The following is a 14070-nucleotide window of genomic DNA, read 5'->3' as shown; positions in this document are numbered from 1 at the left end:
TAATCAAACAACTAAAATGTAGAACAATAAAGAATTTATAAAAATGAAATTATATTGCTATTTGATGGATCTCCCCAAAAGTTAAAGTTGGATTCTAACTTTTGGGGGTCATTTTTTTGGAGAGGTCTTCTTCTACTATCTTGTATCATCATGTAAGATCTGTGAAGTAACTTAAACCAGAAGTTATATGTTGCGGTTACTCACGGTAATTCAGTATAAAACGTGGAATATCAGAAAAACAGGTTCTTAACTGGTGTGTATATTCGGTATATCTTCAAGCACTGTATACCAATTACTATGCAGTAATCTGTTGCTATGTCCTAAAGAGTTAAAGGGCTTTATCCTGACTCTTTACATCCTCATTAAGTGCATCGTATTTGATGACTCCGTTCTCTGCCATTAGAATATAATTATCTGGATTTGCAGGGTTGAGCAGGAACACAAGGTATTCTGGTCCCAGTTCACCACTAAGTTTAGCTATTGAGTCAGCCAGATAGTTCCAGTCGTCCTTCGACATTTTACCGGTTAAAATCATTTCCATTTCCACAATAAAGTTCGGATCGGTCGGCAGAATCAGGAAGGCTTTTAATTCTGCGTTGTACTCCACCTTGGCAATTCCTTGGTATGCGTCTTGAAGGATTGACAGAGCGACTTGAGGGTCAATGGACCCCTTTTGTACTGGGGGAGGGGCTTCCTCTTTAGGCTCCACGGCTGGGGGAGCTTCTTCTTTAGGTTCCTCAATTGCAGGTGCCTCTTCTTTAGGCTCTTCTACTGAGGGAGCTTCCTCTTTAGGTTCCACTGCTGCAGGAACTTCTTCTTTAGGCTCTCCCTTCGGCTTAACTACCTCTTCTTCACCACAAGCAACCAACAGACCAACAAGACCAGCAAAAAGAATCAGTTTTTTCAAGCTATATTCCTCCTTCTGAAAATACGTTATTCAGTTAGGGGATGTTTTGCTCATCACTTTCGACTATTTCTGAACTGCTTGTTTCAACATTTAATTAAACATTTCAAGCTAGTTGTTATTACACTTTATGGCATAGTGTTATGGAGTGTATATAACCTACTAACGGCCTTCTTTTAATAAAAGTAGTATAATATTGTTTGGTGGGTGATGAAATGGATAAAAAATTGGAGAGACGCAAGAGGATGGTTAAAGCTGCTAAAGAATTATTTGCAGAGCATGGTTTTGAAAAAACAACCATGCAGAAAATTGCAGATGAATCTGGTGTAGGTGTGGCAACTCTATTTCGTTATTTTCCGAAAAAAGAGCATTTAATTATTGAAGTTATAAAAGAAGTCATAGAACAACAGGTACCAATTTTTGAGAAAATTATAGAATCTAACAAAACGGGTATAGAAAAAATGGATGACGTGCTAACTGCTTATATTATGTATATAAACGAAGAAAATAGCATATCATCAAAACTTTTGGAAGCTTTCGAAGTTTATATTGCATTTATCCAAATTGAAGTTGGATTGCTAGAAGAAATACATAAGGCCTACGGGAAAATTAGCGGCATAATTTTAAAAATTATTAATGAAGGTAAGAAGGATGGAAGCATACAGCTTTCACAAACCAATGAAGTGATTATAAGTACGATCATGAATATGTTCGGAACTGCTGTAAAGAAATATTCATTATATTCTTTAATACCAGAGGATGTTTTTATCTCTGCTCCTAAAAAGGAAAATTTAATTATAGTAAAGGATATAATTCTATCATACTTACAAAAAGGGAAGTAATAAGGGTTCCGTTATTTGAGATGTATGATTTATTAGTTTTTCTTATAAAATACTGCACAATAAATATTGTCATCATGGTTTCAAACTATGAAAGAAGAAAAAAAGACGCGTAATTTACACGTCTTTTTTTCTATCTTTTTATGATAAACAATCCTAAATAGAACTTTATATATGGGTAGATCGCTTCTATTATTTTTTTACTGTATTAATTTCAAGTAATTTATCTACAATTGCATCTGTTAGTTCCTGTGCTGTCTGTGGAACAAATTTGGTTAGTATTTGATTGACCATTGCACCCATCATACCGCCAGCAGTGATATCAAGATGTCCTGACATTTTAGTTGTCTTTTCGTCAATGACTTCGGCACGGAAATAGCCTCCGCCATTAAAGTTATCAGACAAACCTTTTAGATCAAAAATTACTTCGGATGGTTCATTCCATTCTTTAATATCGATTTGGAGCTTAACTGTCTTTTTCATAAACCCTAAGTCACCCTTGAATGCCCAAGTAGATTGGCGTTCACTTAAAATTTCATGGTCGATATATCCTGGAACAAGTGGAGCCCATTTGTTCATGTCATGAACAAATTCCCAAATTGTTTGAATATCTAATGGTACTTCAACTGTATGTGTTCCTTGTGGCATGATCTGCACCTTCCCGTTTCTGTATGGTTGTTTTATATGGTTATTGACGCAAATGAGTCATTATCTAAGAAAGTCTTTGTTTTTTTATTATGAATTGGCTGCGTGCTGTCCAGCTAAGAAGCCAAATACCATAGCAGGCCCGATTGTTCCGCCGGCACTTGGATAAATTGGGCCAAGTGGATTTCCTGAAGCATTTCCGGCAGCGTATAAACCTTTAATTGGTTCACCATTAAAGTTAACAACTTGTCCATTTTCATTGATTTTTGGTCCGCCATTCGTACCGAGTGCACCTAAATAGATAGGTAATGCGTAAAATGGACCTTTTTCAATTTTGCCTAGGTTTTTCTCAGGACTTCCGCCGCCATTTGTTAAGGCTTCAAACTGTATCGTACCGCGGTGGAAATCAGGGTCTTCACCTTGCTCACAATATTCGTTCCATTTTTGAATCTCCATTTCCAAACCGTCTGGATCAACACCAATTTTTTCAGCTAGCTCGCGAATAGTATCAGCTTGATCTACCCATTCAGGTGCAGGATCACCAGGTGCCATAGTAATAATGAGTTCGCTATCTTTTAGCTGTTGGTCAAAAATCATCCAGTTTGGTCCTTTGTTTGGAAACTCTACTTTTACTGGATCATAATTAAAGAAGGCTCTTGGCATATCGTTATAGGTTGTTCCTTCATGGACGAATCGGCGTCCGTATTTATTCACGATGATAGAGTTTGGACCATTACGGCCACCACCTAGCTGCGCCATTACATTATCTTCATATTCAAATGTTGGATCCACCATTGCTGGATACCACCATGCTTCACTCATATTTTCAAGTGCAGCGCCAGCCTTCATAGCCATTAAGAGTGCGTCTCCTTCATTACCAGGAGGGGTAACTGGATGAGTGAACTCAGCTTTTAAGAAGGCTTTGACTAATTGTTTATTCCATTCAAATCCGCCTGATGCTAGAATTACTCCTTTGCGTGCAGCGAAACGTAAAATTTCTCCATCTTTTGTTTCAGCGACAATTCCGACTACTTGTCCATCCTCGTCCATAATTAGCTCTTTACCAGCTGTTTCGATTAAGGTTTCGACGCCGCGATCCAAGCATGCTTTAAATAAAGAAGCGACTAATGAGCGACCCATAGTAACAATATTATTTTGCATACGCTCAGCCACTAACTGGAAGTCAATTCCTCCAACGGCTCCGCCTTCTTCTAATGTCAGAGGAGGGAAAATTGGGTTTTGACGGACTAATGAACCCCATTCTCCAATTTCATTTAAATCAAATGGAGCAGGGTCTAATGAACGTGTCCCATGTTTTAATGCCTCATCCATACGTGCATAATATTCTGGATAAGATTTTGGAGAAACAAATTTGACAGGAGTATGATCATCTAAAAACTTAATGATTTCATGTCCTTTATCTACAAAAGTTTCAATCATAGAATCTTCTGCTCGGCCAAGTGCTAAGCGTTTTATGAAATTAATAGCATCTTCACGATTATCTTCATACCCTTTTTCTTTCATATAATGATTAAGTGGAATCCAAGGAACTCCACCTGAAAAAGCAGTTGTTCCACCGATTTGATGGGTCTTTTCTAACACAAGAACCTTGGAACCGCTTTCAGAAGCGGCCACAGCAGCTGTCAAAGCGGCGCCACCAGTCCCTAAAACGATTACATCTACTTCTTTGTCCCAATTAGTAGGTATTTTACTAGACAAAAAATCATCCCCTTTGCCATTTTTGATAGTGACACTATCAATAAATTGATTATCACCGATAATTCTAATTATTTCAAGTTATTTGTCCAATTTGTGAAAATAATTAGAATATGACATATATTAAGATGAAAAACTCTAACATTCTCAAAAAGGCATAAGAACATTAGAGCCATTGGAATATATCTTTTTAACTATATGATAAAGGGACTGTAAAAAGGTATTGTGGTATAACTTTTTCAAGTTCCATTGGCGCCATGATAATAATCATGTTTAGTTGTAGATATTTTATTTTACTTTTTCTGACGACAAAGAAACAATGAAGAGATATTTCTGAATATACGTGATTTTTGTGAGTTTTTTGTAACAATATATAAATATTAGGATAATTATTTCCAATATATATATGAATTAGTAGTTACCCTAAACTTGTCATTTGATTCGTATTTTAATATAATTCCTCTGGTAATATATTAAGTAGTGCGGAGGACAACATGAATTTAAAAGGCAAGAAGATTTATTTAGCAAGTGGTTGGTTTAACGATAATCAGGCACAGCGTCTTTCCAAAGCAGAAGAAGTTCTGCGAAATATGGGCTTTGACGTATTTAGTCCAAGAGAGCATCAATTTAAGGAATATGTGTATAATACACAGCCTTGGAGAGATGTAGTTTTTAAGAATGATGTAGACCATGTAAAAGATGCAGATCTCATTTTCGCGATATATGATGAAACGGATTCTGGGACAATGTTTGAGATTGGGTTAGCTTATTCAATTGGTAAACCTATCTTTGTCTTCCACGAGAAAGAAGAATATTGCAACTTAATGATCACAGAATCATTGCAAGCTTATTTTAAAACGTGGGAAGAAGTGCAGAATTATGATTGGACTACATGCCCATTGATTCGTTTTGAAGGGGAAGTAGAATAAGCATTTTTGCTAAGTAGTAAACTATTAATAATATGAATATCATTAAATTAAAAGCCGGTCTAAGACTGGCTTTTTTTTATGAAGCAAAAATATCATTCTCTATTTTTCCAAGACATTTGAAAGAAAGTTGAAACTTATGTCTGCATTATCGTTAATTTTCAGGAAGTAGATGATTATATGGAGTATTAACATGATGTCCTAAAAATAAATTTCAAAAAGATAGAGGGAATAAATCTACAAGTAGATTTATATGAATGAATTATAAATGAAGGAAAGTTTAGAGAGAGGGTGGGTCTTGTTAGATCAGATTCTGAATACACAGCTAATCCAGTTCAAGGATCAATTGAATACATGGGAAGAAGCTATTCAATTAGCGGCTGCTCCCTTGATAGAAAAAGATTCTATTGAACAGACTTATGTAGATAAAATAATCAGTAATACGAAGGAACTAGGTCCTTATTATGTACTTGGCCCAAACATTGCTTTGCCTCATGCAAGACCGGAATTTGGTGTAAAACAGATGGGATTAAGCTTTCTCGTTATGAAAGAACCTGTATGGTTTTCGGATAAGGACCACCATAAGGTTCAGCTGATTATTGTACTGGCAGCAGTGGATAATCAATCACATCTAGAAGCACTATCTGAATTGGCAGCTGTCTTAGGTGAAGAATTGAATGTGAAACAACTAATCCATTCCAAATCCAAAGATGATTTTTTAGAGCAATTATTTTCATTTATACAATAGGAGGCAGCAAGATGAAAATATTAGTTGTATGTGGGAACGGTTTAGGAAGTAGTTTTATTGCAGAAATGAATGTAAAGAAAGCTTTGCGTGAAATGAATCGGGAGGCAGAAGTAGGGCATACCGATTTAACATCCGCCAAAGCGGAGACAGTAGATTACTATATTGGTTCACCTGAAATCATGGAGCAGTTAGAGGGAGATGGAAGGAAAGTCATTCCGCTCATTAATTTATTCAATGTCGAAGAAATCAAAACTGTTTTAGAAAAACATCTGGAGGATATATAACATGGATTTGATAGTAGACATATTAAGTACTCCGGCGATTTTGGTTGGTTTATTCGCTCTGATTGGTTTATTGCTGCAGAAAAGAGCAGCTACTGAGGTTGTATCTGGAACATTAAAGACTATTATGGGCTTCCTGATTATTGGTGCTGGTGCAACTGTCATTACGGGTTCACTCTATTTCTTTGGAAAAATGTTAGAGAAGGGCTTCGATATAGATGGTGTTATCCCGAACAACGAAGCGATCGTTGCGATGGCTCAAAATGCTTTTGGTACTGAAACAGCTTTAATCATGTTGTTAGGTATGATTATTAATATCCTCTTAGCTCGCTTCACTCCATTTAAATATATATTCTTAACAGGACACCATATTATGTTTATGGCTTGTTTGTTAGCAGTCGTATTATCGACAGGCGGACTAGATGGAGCAGCTTTAATTATAATTGGGTCTATTATTCTAGGATTATTAATGGTTTTAAGTCCAGCCCTGCTACAGCCCTTTGTTAGAAGGATTACAGGTAATGATGACATTGCGATCGGTCACTTTGGTTCATTCGGATATTGGGTTGCTGGATTAGTAGGTAAAGGAGCAGGGAATAGAGCTAAGTCAACAGAAGATATTCGGGTGCCAAGAAGTTTAGGGTTCCTTAGAGATACATCCGTAGCAATCTCCTTAACTATGTTAGTTATGTTCTTTATCGTTTCGATTGCTGCTGGTCCAGCTTACATTGAAAATGAGTTGAGCGGCGGTCAAAACTTTATTGTATTTTGCCTTATCCAAGCAATCACGTTCGCTGCAGGTGTTTATATCGTTTTAGCGGGTGTTCGATTATTATTAGCAGAAATCATTCCTGCCTTCAAAGGGGTAGCGGACAAAGTTGTTCCTCATGCTAAACCGGCATTGGATGTACCAGTGGTGTTCCCTTTCGCCCCTAATGCAGTCATTATCGGTTTTATTTTTAGCTTTCTCGGAGGTATTATAAGTATGTTTTTACTTCCGTTATTTGGCTTGAAAGTAATTGTTCCTGGTCTAGTACCACACTTCTTTTGCGGAGCAACAGCTGGTGTATTCGGAAACGCTACCGGCGGCAGAAGAGGAGCTATGTTAGGTGCATTTGTTAACGGTATTCTGATCAGCTTCTTGCCAGCATTATTACTACCGGTCTTAGGAGACTTAGGTTTTGAAGGTACAACATTTGGCGATACCGATTTCGCGATCGTGGGTATTTTCTTAGGATATTTAATGAAACTATTTATGTAGATGCTAGAAAAGCATCGAACAACAGAAGAAGTGATAAATATTTTAGTTTTAAATGAGTTTTAACGCAAAAAAAGCAACTACATCATAATTTGTAGTTGCTTTCTTTAATGTTTTGAATAAAATTTTCTGCGTAGACCCAGGTATTCTGTTGCCGTGATCATCATTTGAGCTTTCTTTGCTTGTTGATGTGCCATTACAATGTTTGAGCATTTCATATAAGCTTGATCTAGTACATTCTTGACCTCTTGCCGTTTATCTTCTGCGATTTCATCTGGGAACCAATCATTTGCGAACCCTGTAATCATATATAATGAAATTACTTTTTCGGGGAATGATGTTGTATCACGATTGTCCAGTTCTTCTATTATCCTTGCTAAATTAGTGTTTGATTTGAGCAGGTTATAATAGCTTGCTGTTGCCTCGTATAAAGCGTCCAGCTCTTGTTTGTGATGTAATGCTTGGAGTGTTGTCACCGCTTCTTCAATCGTATCAAACCAATCATTTATTCCGGAGATTAAAAGGCTGGTTTGCGGGTCTGCTAACCCATATCCATTCATCACTTCGCAATCTGGGTAATGCTTTAACAATTCACTTTTTGTCGTGAAGATATCCCCGTGATAGGTCTCTCCTAAAGTATCATATACTTTATTGGCATAGAGACGAATCAGGTTTCCCTCTTTCATTTCCACTATCACTTCAAGCTTCTCCATCTTGCATTCCTTCTTTCATGTAGGTTTTGGATAGGATAGCAGCTATATTGTAAATTTGTTTTATAAGTATGTATCAAAAAAGAAAGGTTATATATTTACTTTACCTTCTGCTTAATCGTTTTGTATATAGACAAAATATTACTAATAAACTGATTCTTTGAGAGAATCATCAGTGCATAAAAACTAGTTAAGAATCATAGATAAGTAGTAAAATTTAATGTAAATACCTTTAGTATCATGACTCAAATTTTATGTAGTTCCAACTAAAAACTATCGAACTATAAAAATCGTTTTTTTGTTGATTTATATGAAAATATTCCTATTCGTAGTACAGATGGGTTTGGTGAAAAATAGCTAAAAGGTAAGTTGTGTTGAAAGAATATCTCATGCCTTGATACAGCTACTTTTTGGACAAAAAATGCGCAGAAAGTATACATTCGTAATATCATCTTGGATTATCTCTTTCCTTAATTAGACCAATATATCGGTGATGACTCTAATTTATATGTAGGGGAAACTACGAGGGACATTATCTATTTCAGAGCCATATGCAGGATTAGAATCTTCGACAGTAGTAAGTTAGCTGTACAGAAAATTTTTTTGTCTTTTTCTAGTTCTAATTACCTATTTTTGTATTATTATTCTAATATTTGGGACAAAACTCCTTGTTATGGTATATTATTCTAGCAAAGAAAAAATAAGGTTTGGGGGTCGCAAATATGAATGATTTTTTTAAGTTTGACAAGATGATAACTACATCTATTATCAAGTTTGTGTGGGGGATTTCATCCGCTGCCGCTATTGTCATCGGACTTTTCATTATCATAGGTAACTTAGGTACTTACGGTAGTGGAGCAATGGTATTATTCGGTTTAATTCTTATGGTAGGTGGACCATTTTTGGTACGAATTTATTGCGAATTGCTAATTGTGTTATTTAAAATCAACGAAAATATTCAAGCTATTCGTAATGAGGCAATTAAAAAATCAGAAATGTAACTTTAAAAAAGCGATTAACTATTAAATTAATCGCTTTTTTTATGGATTCATCTACTGGAAACTTTATAAATACAATACATAAGAACATTTAAGAAAGATAGTAAAATGGCAGTGTTGCTTGGGAGGAGACCAATACGGATGAAATCTAGTTAACCGAAGGGTATCTTTGTGAATACACAAATGTATGGGAGGATTTCAAGAGGTTTCTCCTTAAGGTAGGATTCTTAGATAAATTAATAGTTAAGCCTCCTTTTGATAAGGAAAAAGTGATACTTATTTCTTAGTATCTGAAACTATTACTTTAGTTTTGTAATAAAATATTGTAAAACAATAGTTCGTTTTACATATATTGTTATATACGGATATCTGATGTGAGTTACAAAGCTGAATAAAAATGTTGAAAAAGTATGAAAGGAAGAGGTGTTGGTGTGGCAAAAAGGTTCATTCCCTTGTTGGTCAATTTAATTCTCTTTTGGGGGTATGGATTCCCAGGGATTAATGATGTATTTGAAATTTTTAAAGTGGAACAAATTACAGTAGGCTATTGGTTTTATTATTCACTTCCATTTTGGTTATTCGGTAAGTGGTACATATTCATATTGATTTTTTACTATTTATATAAAAATGATGCTCCAGAAAGTATATACTTAACTGCCATTATTGGTATTGTGCTGTTTTTGATTCATCAGAGTAAGAAAATAAAATCAAAAACAAATAAAAATGTTGATTCTACTAATCGGAGACGTTCGGCAAGAAGTGAGGCATTCGAGCAAGTGAGTGCATCTGCAGAGTTAAATCCAAAAACACGAAGGCCTGGAAAAAATAAAGACAAATACGCTTTCCAAGATTATGAAGAGTATACCGACCATTCTTCTGATTCTGCACAGAGAGCTAGTGATAATGATTCATCTGATTATTCAAATGCCTATGAGCATTCAGATAACGGGAAGGGTCGAAATACTCAACAAAGTACAAACAACCGTGATGATGAGTATTGGGAGCAAAAAAAACGAGAAGATGACGCCTATTTCTACCGTACTCACGGAGGACCTCGGTGGAAAGTTGATGCTGCAGACGATGATTTAGGTCGTTCTCAAAAGGAAAGAGATTATGAAGATGAACGCTATGAAAAAAGGTGTTCAGGATGTGACGAGCCGGAGTCACACTGTCGTTGTTGCAGGGACTGTAATTCCTACCCTTGCGAATGCTGTAAAGAATGCGGGTATGCGAGCTGTCGTTGTTGCAGGGACTGTAATTCCTACCCTTGTGAATGCTGTAAAGAATGCGGGTATGCGAGCTGTCGTTGTTGCAGAGACTGTAATTCCTACCCTTGCGAATGTTGTAGAGAATGCGGGTATGCGGACTGTCGCTGTTGTAGAGATTGCAATTCTTATCCTTGTGAATGTTGTAGAGATTGTGGTTATGCAAATTGTCGTTGCTGCTATCGTTGCAGTAGTTATCCATGTGAATGTCAATAAAAGAATCGTACTTTAAACTTTTTTTATATTTTAATTGTGTTCTGACAAAACTAGTCAATTCAGAACAAGATTCATAAAACTCATAAAACTCATAAAATTCATGATTTTTAGGACTATTAATGACTATTTTTGTAGATAAAGTTAAATGAGTATTTTAAACAAATTAATCAGAGACAGGGGAAACTATGAAAAAAGCACTGATAACACTTATTTTTTTATGTTCATTATTATTAACGGCTTGTGGAACAGAAATAGGTGATGCCACAAATGAAAAACCAATAAAAGCGGAAGCAGCAAAAACAGAAATAGCAAAAAATGAAACGGTGGAAATAGAATCAACAGATAATAAAAGTTTGGACGTTTATAATTGGTTTGTAGAATCCGGACTTATCAAGCAAGATATGGTTGCAGATGCATATACTGCAGAAGTCTACAAAGATTTAGAAGATATAATTTCCATAGCTGGCGTAATGATAGCCCAAGTTCCTGTCATGCAAATTATAGAATTTGAAACTGTAGAGGCAGCGAAAAAACATTCTGTTGAAGAAGCGGATGAAGAAGCTTATTTCCTTCACGAAAATATTTTTGTTGGAATGTTTGTGAATGTGAAACAAATGGAAAACTATAAAAAAGTGGTAGAAGCAGGTAAACCGTTAGAAAATCTAGAAAGAATTTTTTATTCTGAGGAACAAAAGCAGATAAACCAAGCTTTGAATGAAAATGACTTTGAACTTATGTCCACAATATTTAATTCGATTGAAGACGAAGAAAGCCAAAAAGAAATCTTCCAGGATGAAATGTACATGTCTAAATTTGAGATTGAAACGGTATATGTTAGCCCATATATAATTCATAACAATGATGACCATATTTTCAGTATTAAACCTGATTTATACACTGAACCATATGACCCTGAAGAAAAAAATATCGAGTTCGATAGCAATTATATGTTCGTGAATTCGGCTGATATAAAAACAGAATTAGAATCAGGAGAAAAGTATGTTATAGAAGGCTATATAAAAGACGCAAGTACGTACTTGGATTTAAGTGACCCAGAAGCTAACTATGCTTCGGCAGAAGAAAGTGACGCATGGACAGTGGTTCCTAAAGAAATTAAATAATCGGTTGCCGAGAGGATGAATACATCCTCTCTTTTTTATTTTGAAATACCCTCTCAAGTTGCCTTCAAGTTTTTCAAAAATCTCTTCCATCTTATTTTTATATGATTTTCAATTTACTATCGTAAGGGGGATAAAAGCTAAACTTAAGATAAAAATACATTTAAGTGTAAATACTTGAAAGTTATTGCACCTTATTAGCGACCTTGAATAATAGGGTAAAGGCAATGAATTGGGTGGTGACCTTTTAGGAAGTTTGACTACCAATCAGAAAAAGGTGGCCAACGTATATGAGGCGGCTTCCTCCGAAAAAGTTCAAGAGAACTTAGAAAGAAGCATACAAAAACAAATGCTTTTACTCGATGATTTTTTGGTACGGTTACTATAAAGCTGGTGTTACTTATAAAACATTGAACTACAATTCAAAACAAGATAAGTTTTTCTGGACAGTGCCAACCCTTATGAAGCCATATGATTTCACAGACCATGTAGATTATGAGAGAAACGGATTTAATTAGTAGATGGTAAATTTTAACTAAGCAACAGTAGAAAAAAGAGGCATATGCCTCTCTTTTTATTCTTCTCTTGCGTCTTCTCGTGCTTCAGCTGGGTCGGTATACTCTGTATCATTTATGATATAAGTCTCTAAAAGAACTTTATCTTCATCCCGGTCGTAATAATAATAGTAACGTCCCTTATCCCCTTTTACCGTAATCAATACTAACCAGTTTTTATCACCCTGTAGATTAGCTGTGACTGATTGCATCTCAGTAATATCAGATTCAGAATACCCTTCCTCATTTAAGAGATAGTTTTTAACTTCTTTCCTGGTTACGTAGTGTTTTCCTTGAACATAGGCTACTGCACCAGCTATTATAATAACGATTGCAATCAAGACCCTGATTAAAGTTTTCTTGCTCACAAAACCACCCTTTCCTAATGAAATTAAGCAAAAAAAATTTAGCCTTATTTTACCACAATAGAAAATAATTAGACATTACTATTTTGGTAGGATATTCTAATCAATTACTCTTCTGTGTCGACTTCCACTTCTTTTTTAAAGAAGACTTCTCCTCTGCTGACTGCAACAAATTCCTAGCCACTTTTTCCTTCTTCATTTAGCTTATGTAAGTCTAATGCAGAATAATGTTCTTCTTGCATTTTAAAGAAGGGAACTTTCTTATATTCATACTTTTTCATTAAGTTTCAATCCTTGCTGCTTATTTAGAGAAGGTAGACTTTTAGTAAACATTTTAAGCAGCAGGTACTGTACGCCTTAGTATTGTTTAAAGCGGAAATAAAGAAATGAACTTTGATTAGTAGAACAATAAACTATGTATTGGTAGCAAGGCAGCTAAAGGGAACTCAATTGAATTATAAAAGAGATAGGGATATGGGAAGGTAGTCCATAAGTACTTAAACATATGTTTAAATTTTTTAAGAGAGTAGTATTTAACGGGTGCTACTCCTATTTAAATTAACATGGTATTATTTTCCTGTGTAAATAATAAATATTTATAAACTATATAATCATAAGGTGGGAAATAGATGACTTCATTAATTTTTGATAGAGATTATTTAAAGTCTCTTTTTGCTGGAGATAAAGAAAAGAGGGTTAGTAGAATAGAAGATTCTCTTCAAAGGGAACATGAATATTCTTTTAATAGACAAGATATAATACAAAAAAAATTGAAGTCTATCCCCCAATCTGATAAAGATGAAACAATTATTACACTCTATACCTTCGCAGCCCTTCAAAAGGGTGGGAATAATGGGTGGAAAGATATACTAACAAAATGCTATCCAAGCGAGTCATGGAACATAAATAATACAAAACTATTGTTAGAGCGAGCTATTTCACCTTCAAAGAATATGCAGAATAGATTAAGAAGTCGGGCTCTTTCTAATCCAGTCAGGTATATAAGAGAACAATGTAATTCTGAGAAATTGGTCGAAGGAAAAACTAATTTTGATGCTTTGTTAGAAATCAATAATGATAAGAAGATTTTCTTCGAGTGCAAATATACTTCTGATATATCGTATCAAACAACGTATATAACTGATAGAAACCAAATAGCCAGATGTATTGAAGTAGGCTTGGAAGCTGTTGGCTATAATTTTTATTTTGTATTAGTTACTCCTAAACGTTACAGGGAGTTTCCAGGAAATAGATTGTACTATTTTAAAATGAGGCAATATCAAACTGACCCAATGGTACTTGCTAACGATATACCAACCATTTCAAATTGGTGTCATGAAGAACTAGTCAATCTTATGAAACGTATTAGCTGGATTACATGGGAAGATTGTTTTAGCAGCATTCATAAAATGAAATTCTTAACACCTTTTGAATTTAATTCATTAAGAGTATTCTATAAAGATAGAAGCATACTCCCTTGAAAATGACTATTGTATTTTACTTATTCGGTTATTCATAGTTAAGGGA

At 35.1% G+C, this 14070-nt stretch carries 15 protein-coding genes; 10 read left to right on the top strand and 5 right to left on the bottom strand.

Annotation, left to right across the window (positions count from 1 at the left end):
- Window positions 1–328: 328 nt before the first annotated feature.
- The gene (locus FHY45_RS08530) at window positions 329–907 is read right to left on the bottom strand and encodes a hypothetical protein (RefSeq protein WP_139891394.1); all 579 of its coding nucleotides are present in this window, start codon (window positions 905–907) and stop codon (window positions 329–331) included.
- A gap of 212 nt (window positions 908–1119) precedes the next feature.
- Between FHY45_RS08530 and FHY45_RS08525 the strand changes: the two genes are divergently transcribed.
- Entirely contained in the window at window positions 1120–1746 is a 627-nt protein-coding gene (locus FHY45_RS08525) for a TetR/AcrR family transcriptional regulator (RefSeq protein ID WP_066101237.1), read from the top strand.
- A gap of 189 nt (window positions 1747–1935) precedes the next feature.
- Here FHY45_RS08525 and FHY45_RS08520 read toward each other — a convergent pair whose 3' ends face one another.
- Together FHY45_RS08520 and FHY45_RS08515 are read right to left on the bottom strand one after the other, a co-directional pair.
- A complete protein-coding gene (locus FHY45_RS08520) occupies window positions 1936–2391 on the bottom strand; it encodes an SRPBCC family protein (RefSeq protein WP_066101234.1) in 456 nt (151 codons plus the stop codon).
- Between the two features lie 87 nt (window positions 2392–2478).
- Window positions 2479–4107 (bottom strand): FAD-binding protein, encoded by a 1629-nt coding sequence (locus FHY45_RS08515; RefSeq protein ID WP_175354222.1) that lies wholly within the window; start codon window positions 4105–4107, stop codon window positions 2479–2481.
- A gap of 491 nt (window positions 4108–4598) precedes the next feature.
- Between FHY45_RS08515 and FHY45_RS08510 the strand changes: the two genes are divergently transcribed.
- From FHY45_RS08510 to FHY45_RS08495, 4 genes are all read left to right on the top strand, one after another.
- Window positions 4599–5033, top strand: a complete 435-nt coding sequence (locus FHY45_RS08510) for a nucleoside 2-deoxyribosyltransferase (RefSeq protein WP_066101231.1) — start codon at window positions 4599–4601, stop codon at window positions 5031–5033.
- Window positions 5034–5328: 295 nt separating this feature from the next.
- Window positions 5329–5778 (top strand): PTS sugar transporter subunit IIA, encoded by a 450-nt coding sequence (locus tag FHY45_RS08505; RefSeq protein ID WP_066101228.1) that lies wholly within the window; start codon window positions 5329–5331, stop codon window positions 5776–5778.
- Window positions 5779–5789: 11 nt separating this feature from the next.
- On the top strand, window positions 5790–6062 hold the full coding sequence (locus FHY45_RS08500; RefSeq protein WP_066101225.1) for a PTS sugar transporter subunit IIB: 273 nt from the start codon (window positions 5790–5792) through the stop codon (window positions 6060–6062).
- Window position 6063: 1 nt separating this feature from the next.
- Window positions 6064–7320, top strand: a complete 1257-nt coding sequence (locus FHY45_RS08495; protein WP_066101224.1) for a PTS ascorbate transporter subunit IIC — start codon at window positions 6064–6066, stop codon at window positions 7318–7320.
- A 104-nt stretch (window positions 7321–7424) separates the two neighbouring features.
- Here FHY45_RS08495 and FHY45_RS08490 read toward each other — a convergent pair whose 3' ends face one another.
- Window positions 7425–8030, bottom strand: coding sequence for a hypothetical protein (locus FHY45_RS08490; RefSeq protein WP_066101221.1), 606 nt, complete (start codon window positions 8028–8030; stop codon window positions 7425–7427).
- 719 nt (window positions 8031–8749) lie between these two features.
- Between FHY45_RS08490 and FHY45_RS08485 the strand changes: the two genes are divergently transcribed.
- The 4 genes from FHY45_RS08485 to FHY45_RS08475 all read left to right on the top strand — a co-directional run bounded on the left by FHY45_RS08485 (window position 8750) and on the right by FHY45_RS08475 (window position 11627).
- A complete protein-coding gene (locus FHY45_RS08485) occupies window positions 8750–9028 on the top strand; it encodes a DUF4282 domain-containing protein (RefSeq protein ID WP_139891393.1) in 279 nt (92 codons plus the stop codon).
- A gap of 900 nt (window positions 9029–9928) precedes the next feature.
- Window positions 9929–10114, top strand: coding sequence for a hypothetical protein (locus FHY45_RS20510; RefSeq protein WP_180349922.1), 186 nt, complete (start codon window positions 9929–9931; stop codon window positions 10112–10114).
- A gap of 30 nt (window positions 10115–10144) precedes the next feature.
- The gene (locus FHY45_RS08480; RefSeq protein WP_180349921.1) at window positions 10145–10522 is read left to right on the top strand and encodes a hypothetical protein; all 378 of its coding nucleotides are present in this window, start codon (window positions 10145–10147) and stop codon (window positions 10520–10522) included.
- Window positions 10523–10691: 169 nt separating this feature from the next.
- Window positions 10692–11627 carry a hypothetical protein gene (locus FHY45_RS08475; RefSeq protein ID WP_139891392.1) on the top strand — a complete coding sequence of 312 codons (936 nt, stop codon included), beginning with the start codon at window positions 10692–10694 and terminating at the stop codon, window positions 11625–11627.
- A gap of 571 nt (window positions 11628–12198) precedes the next feature.
- On the opposite strand, the gene FHY45_RS08470 is transcribed toward FHY45_RS08475, so the two are convergent.
- Window positions 12199–12546, bottom strand: coding sequence for a DUF3139 domain-containing protein (locus FHY45_RS08470; RefSeq protein WP_180349920.1), 348 nt, complete (start codon window positions 12544–12546; stop codon window positions 12199–12201).
- 626 nt (window positions 12547–13172) lie between these two features.
- Here FHY45_RS08470 and FHY45_RS08465 point away from each other — a divergent pair.
- Complete coding sequence (locus FHY45_RS08465; RefSeq protein ID WP_139891390.1) at window positions 13173–14024, top strand: hypothetical protein; 852 nt, start codon at window positions 13173–13175, stop codon at window positions 14022–14024.
- Window positions 14025–14070: the final 46 nt, after the last annotated feature.

The organism is Bacillus sp. D386 (genome assembly GCF_006346415.1).
Note: the sequence above shows the minus strand (reverse complement) of the source record. Positions and strands in the feature narration are given on the sequence as shown.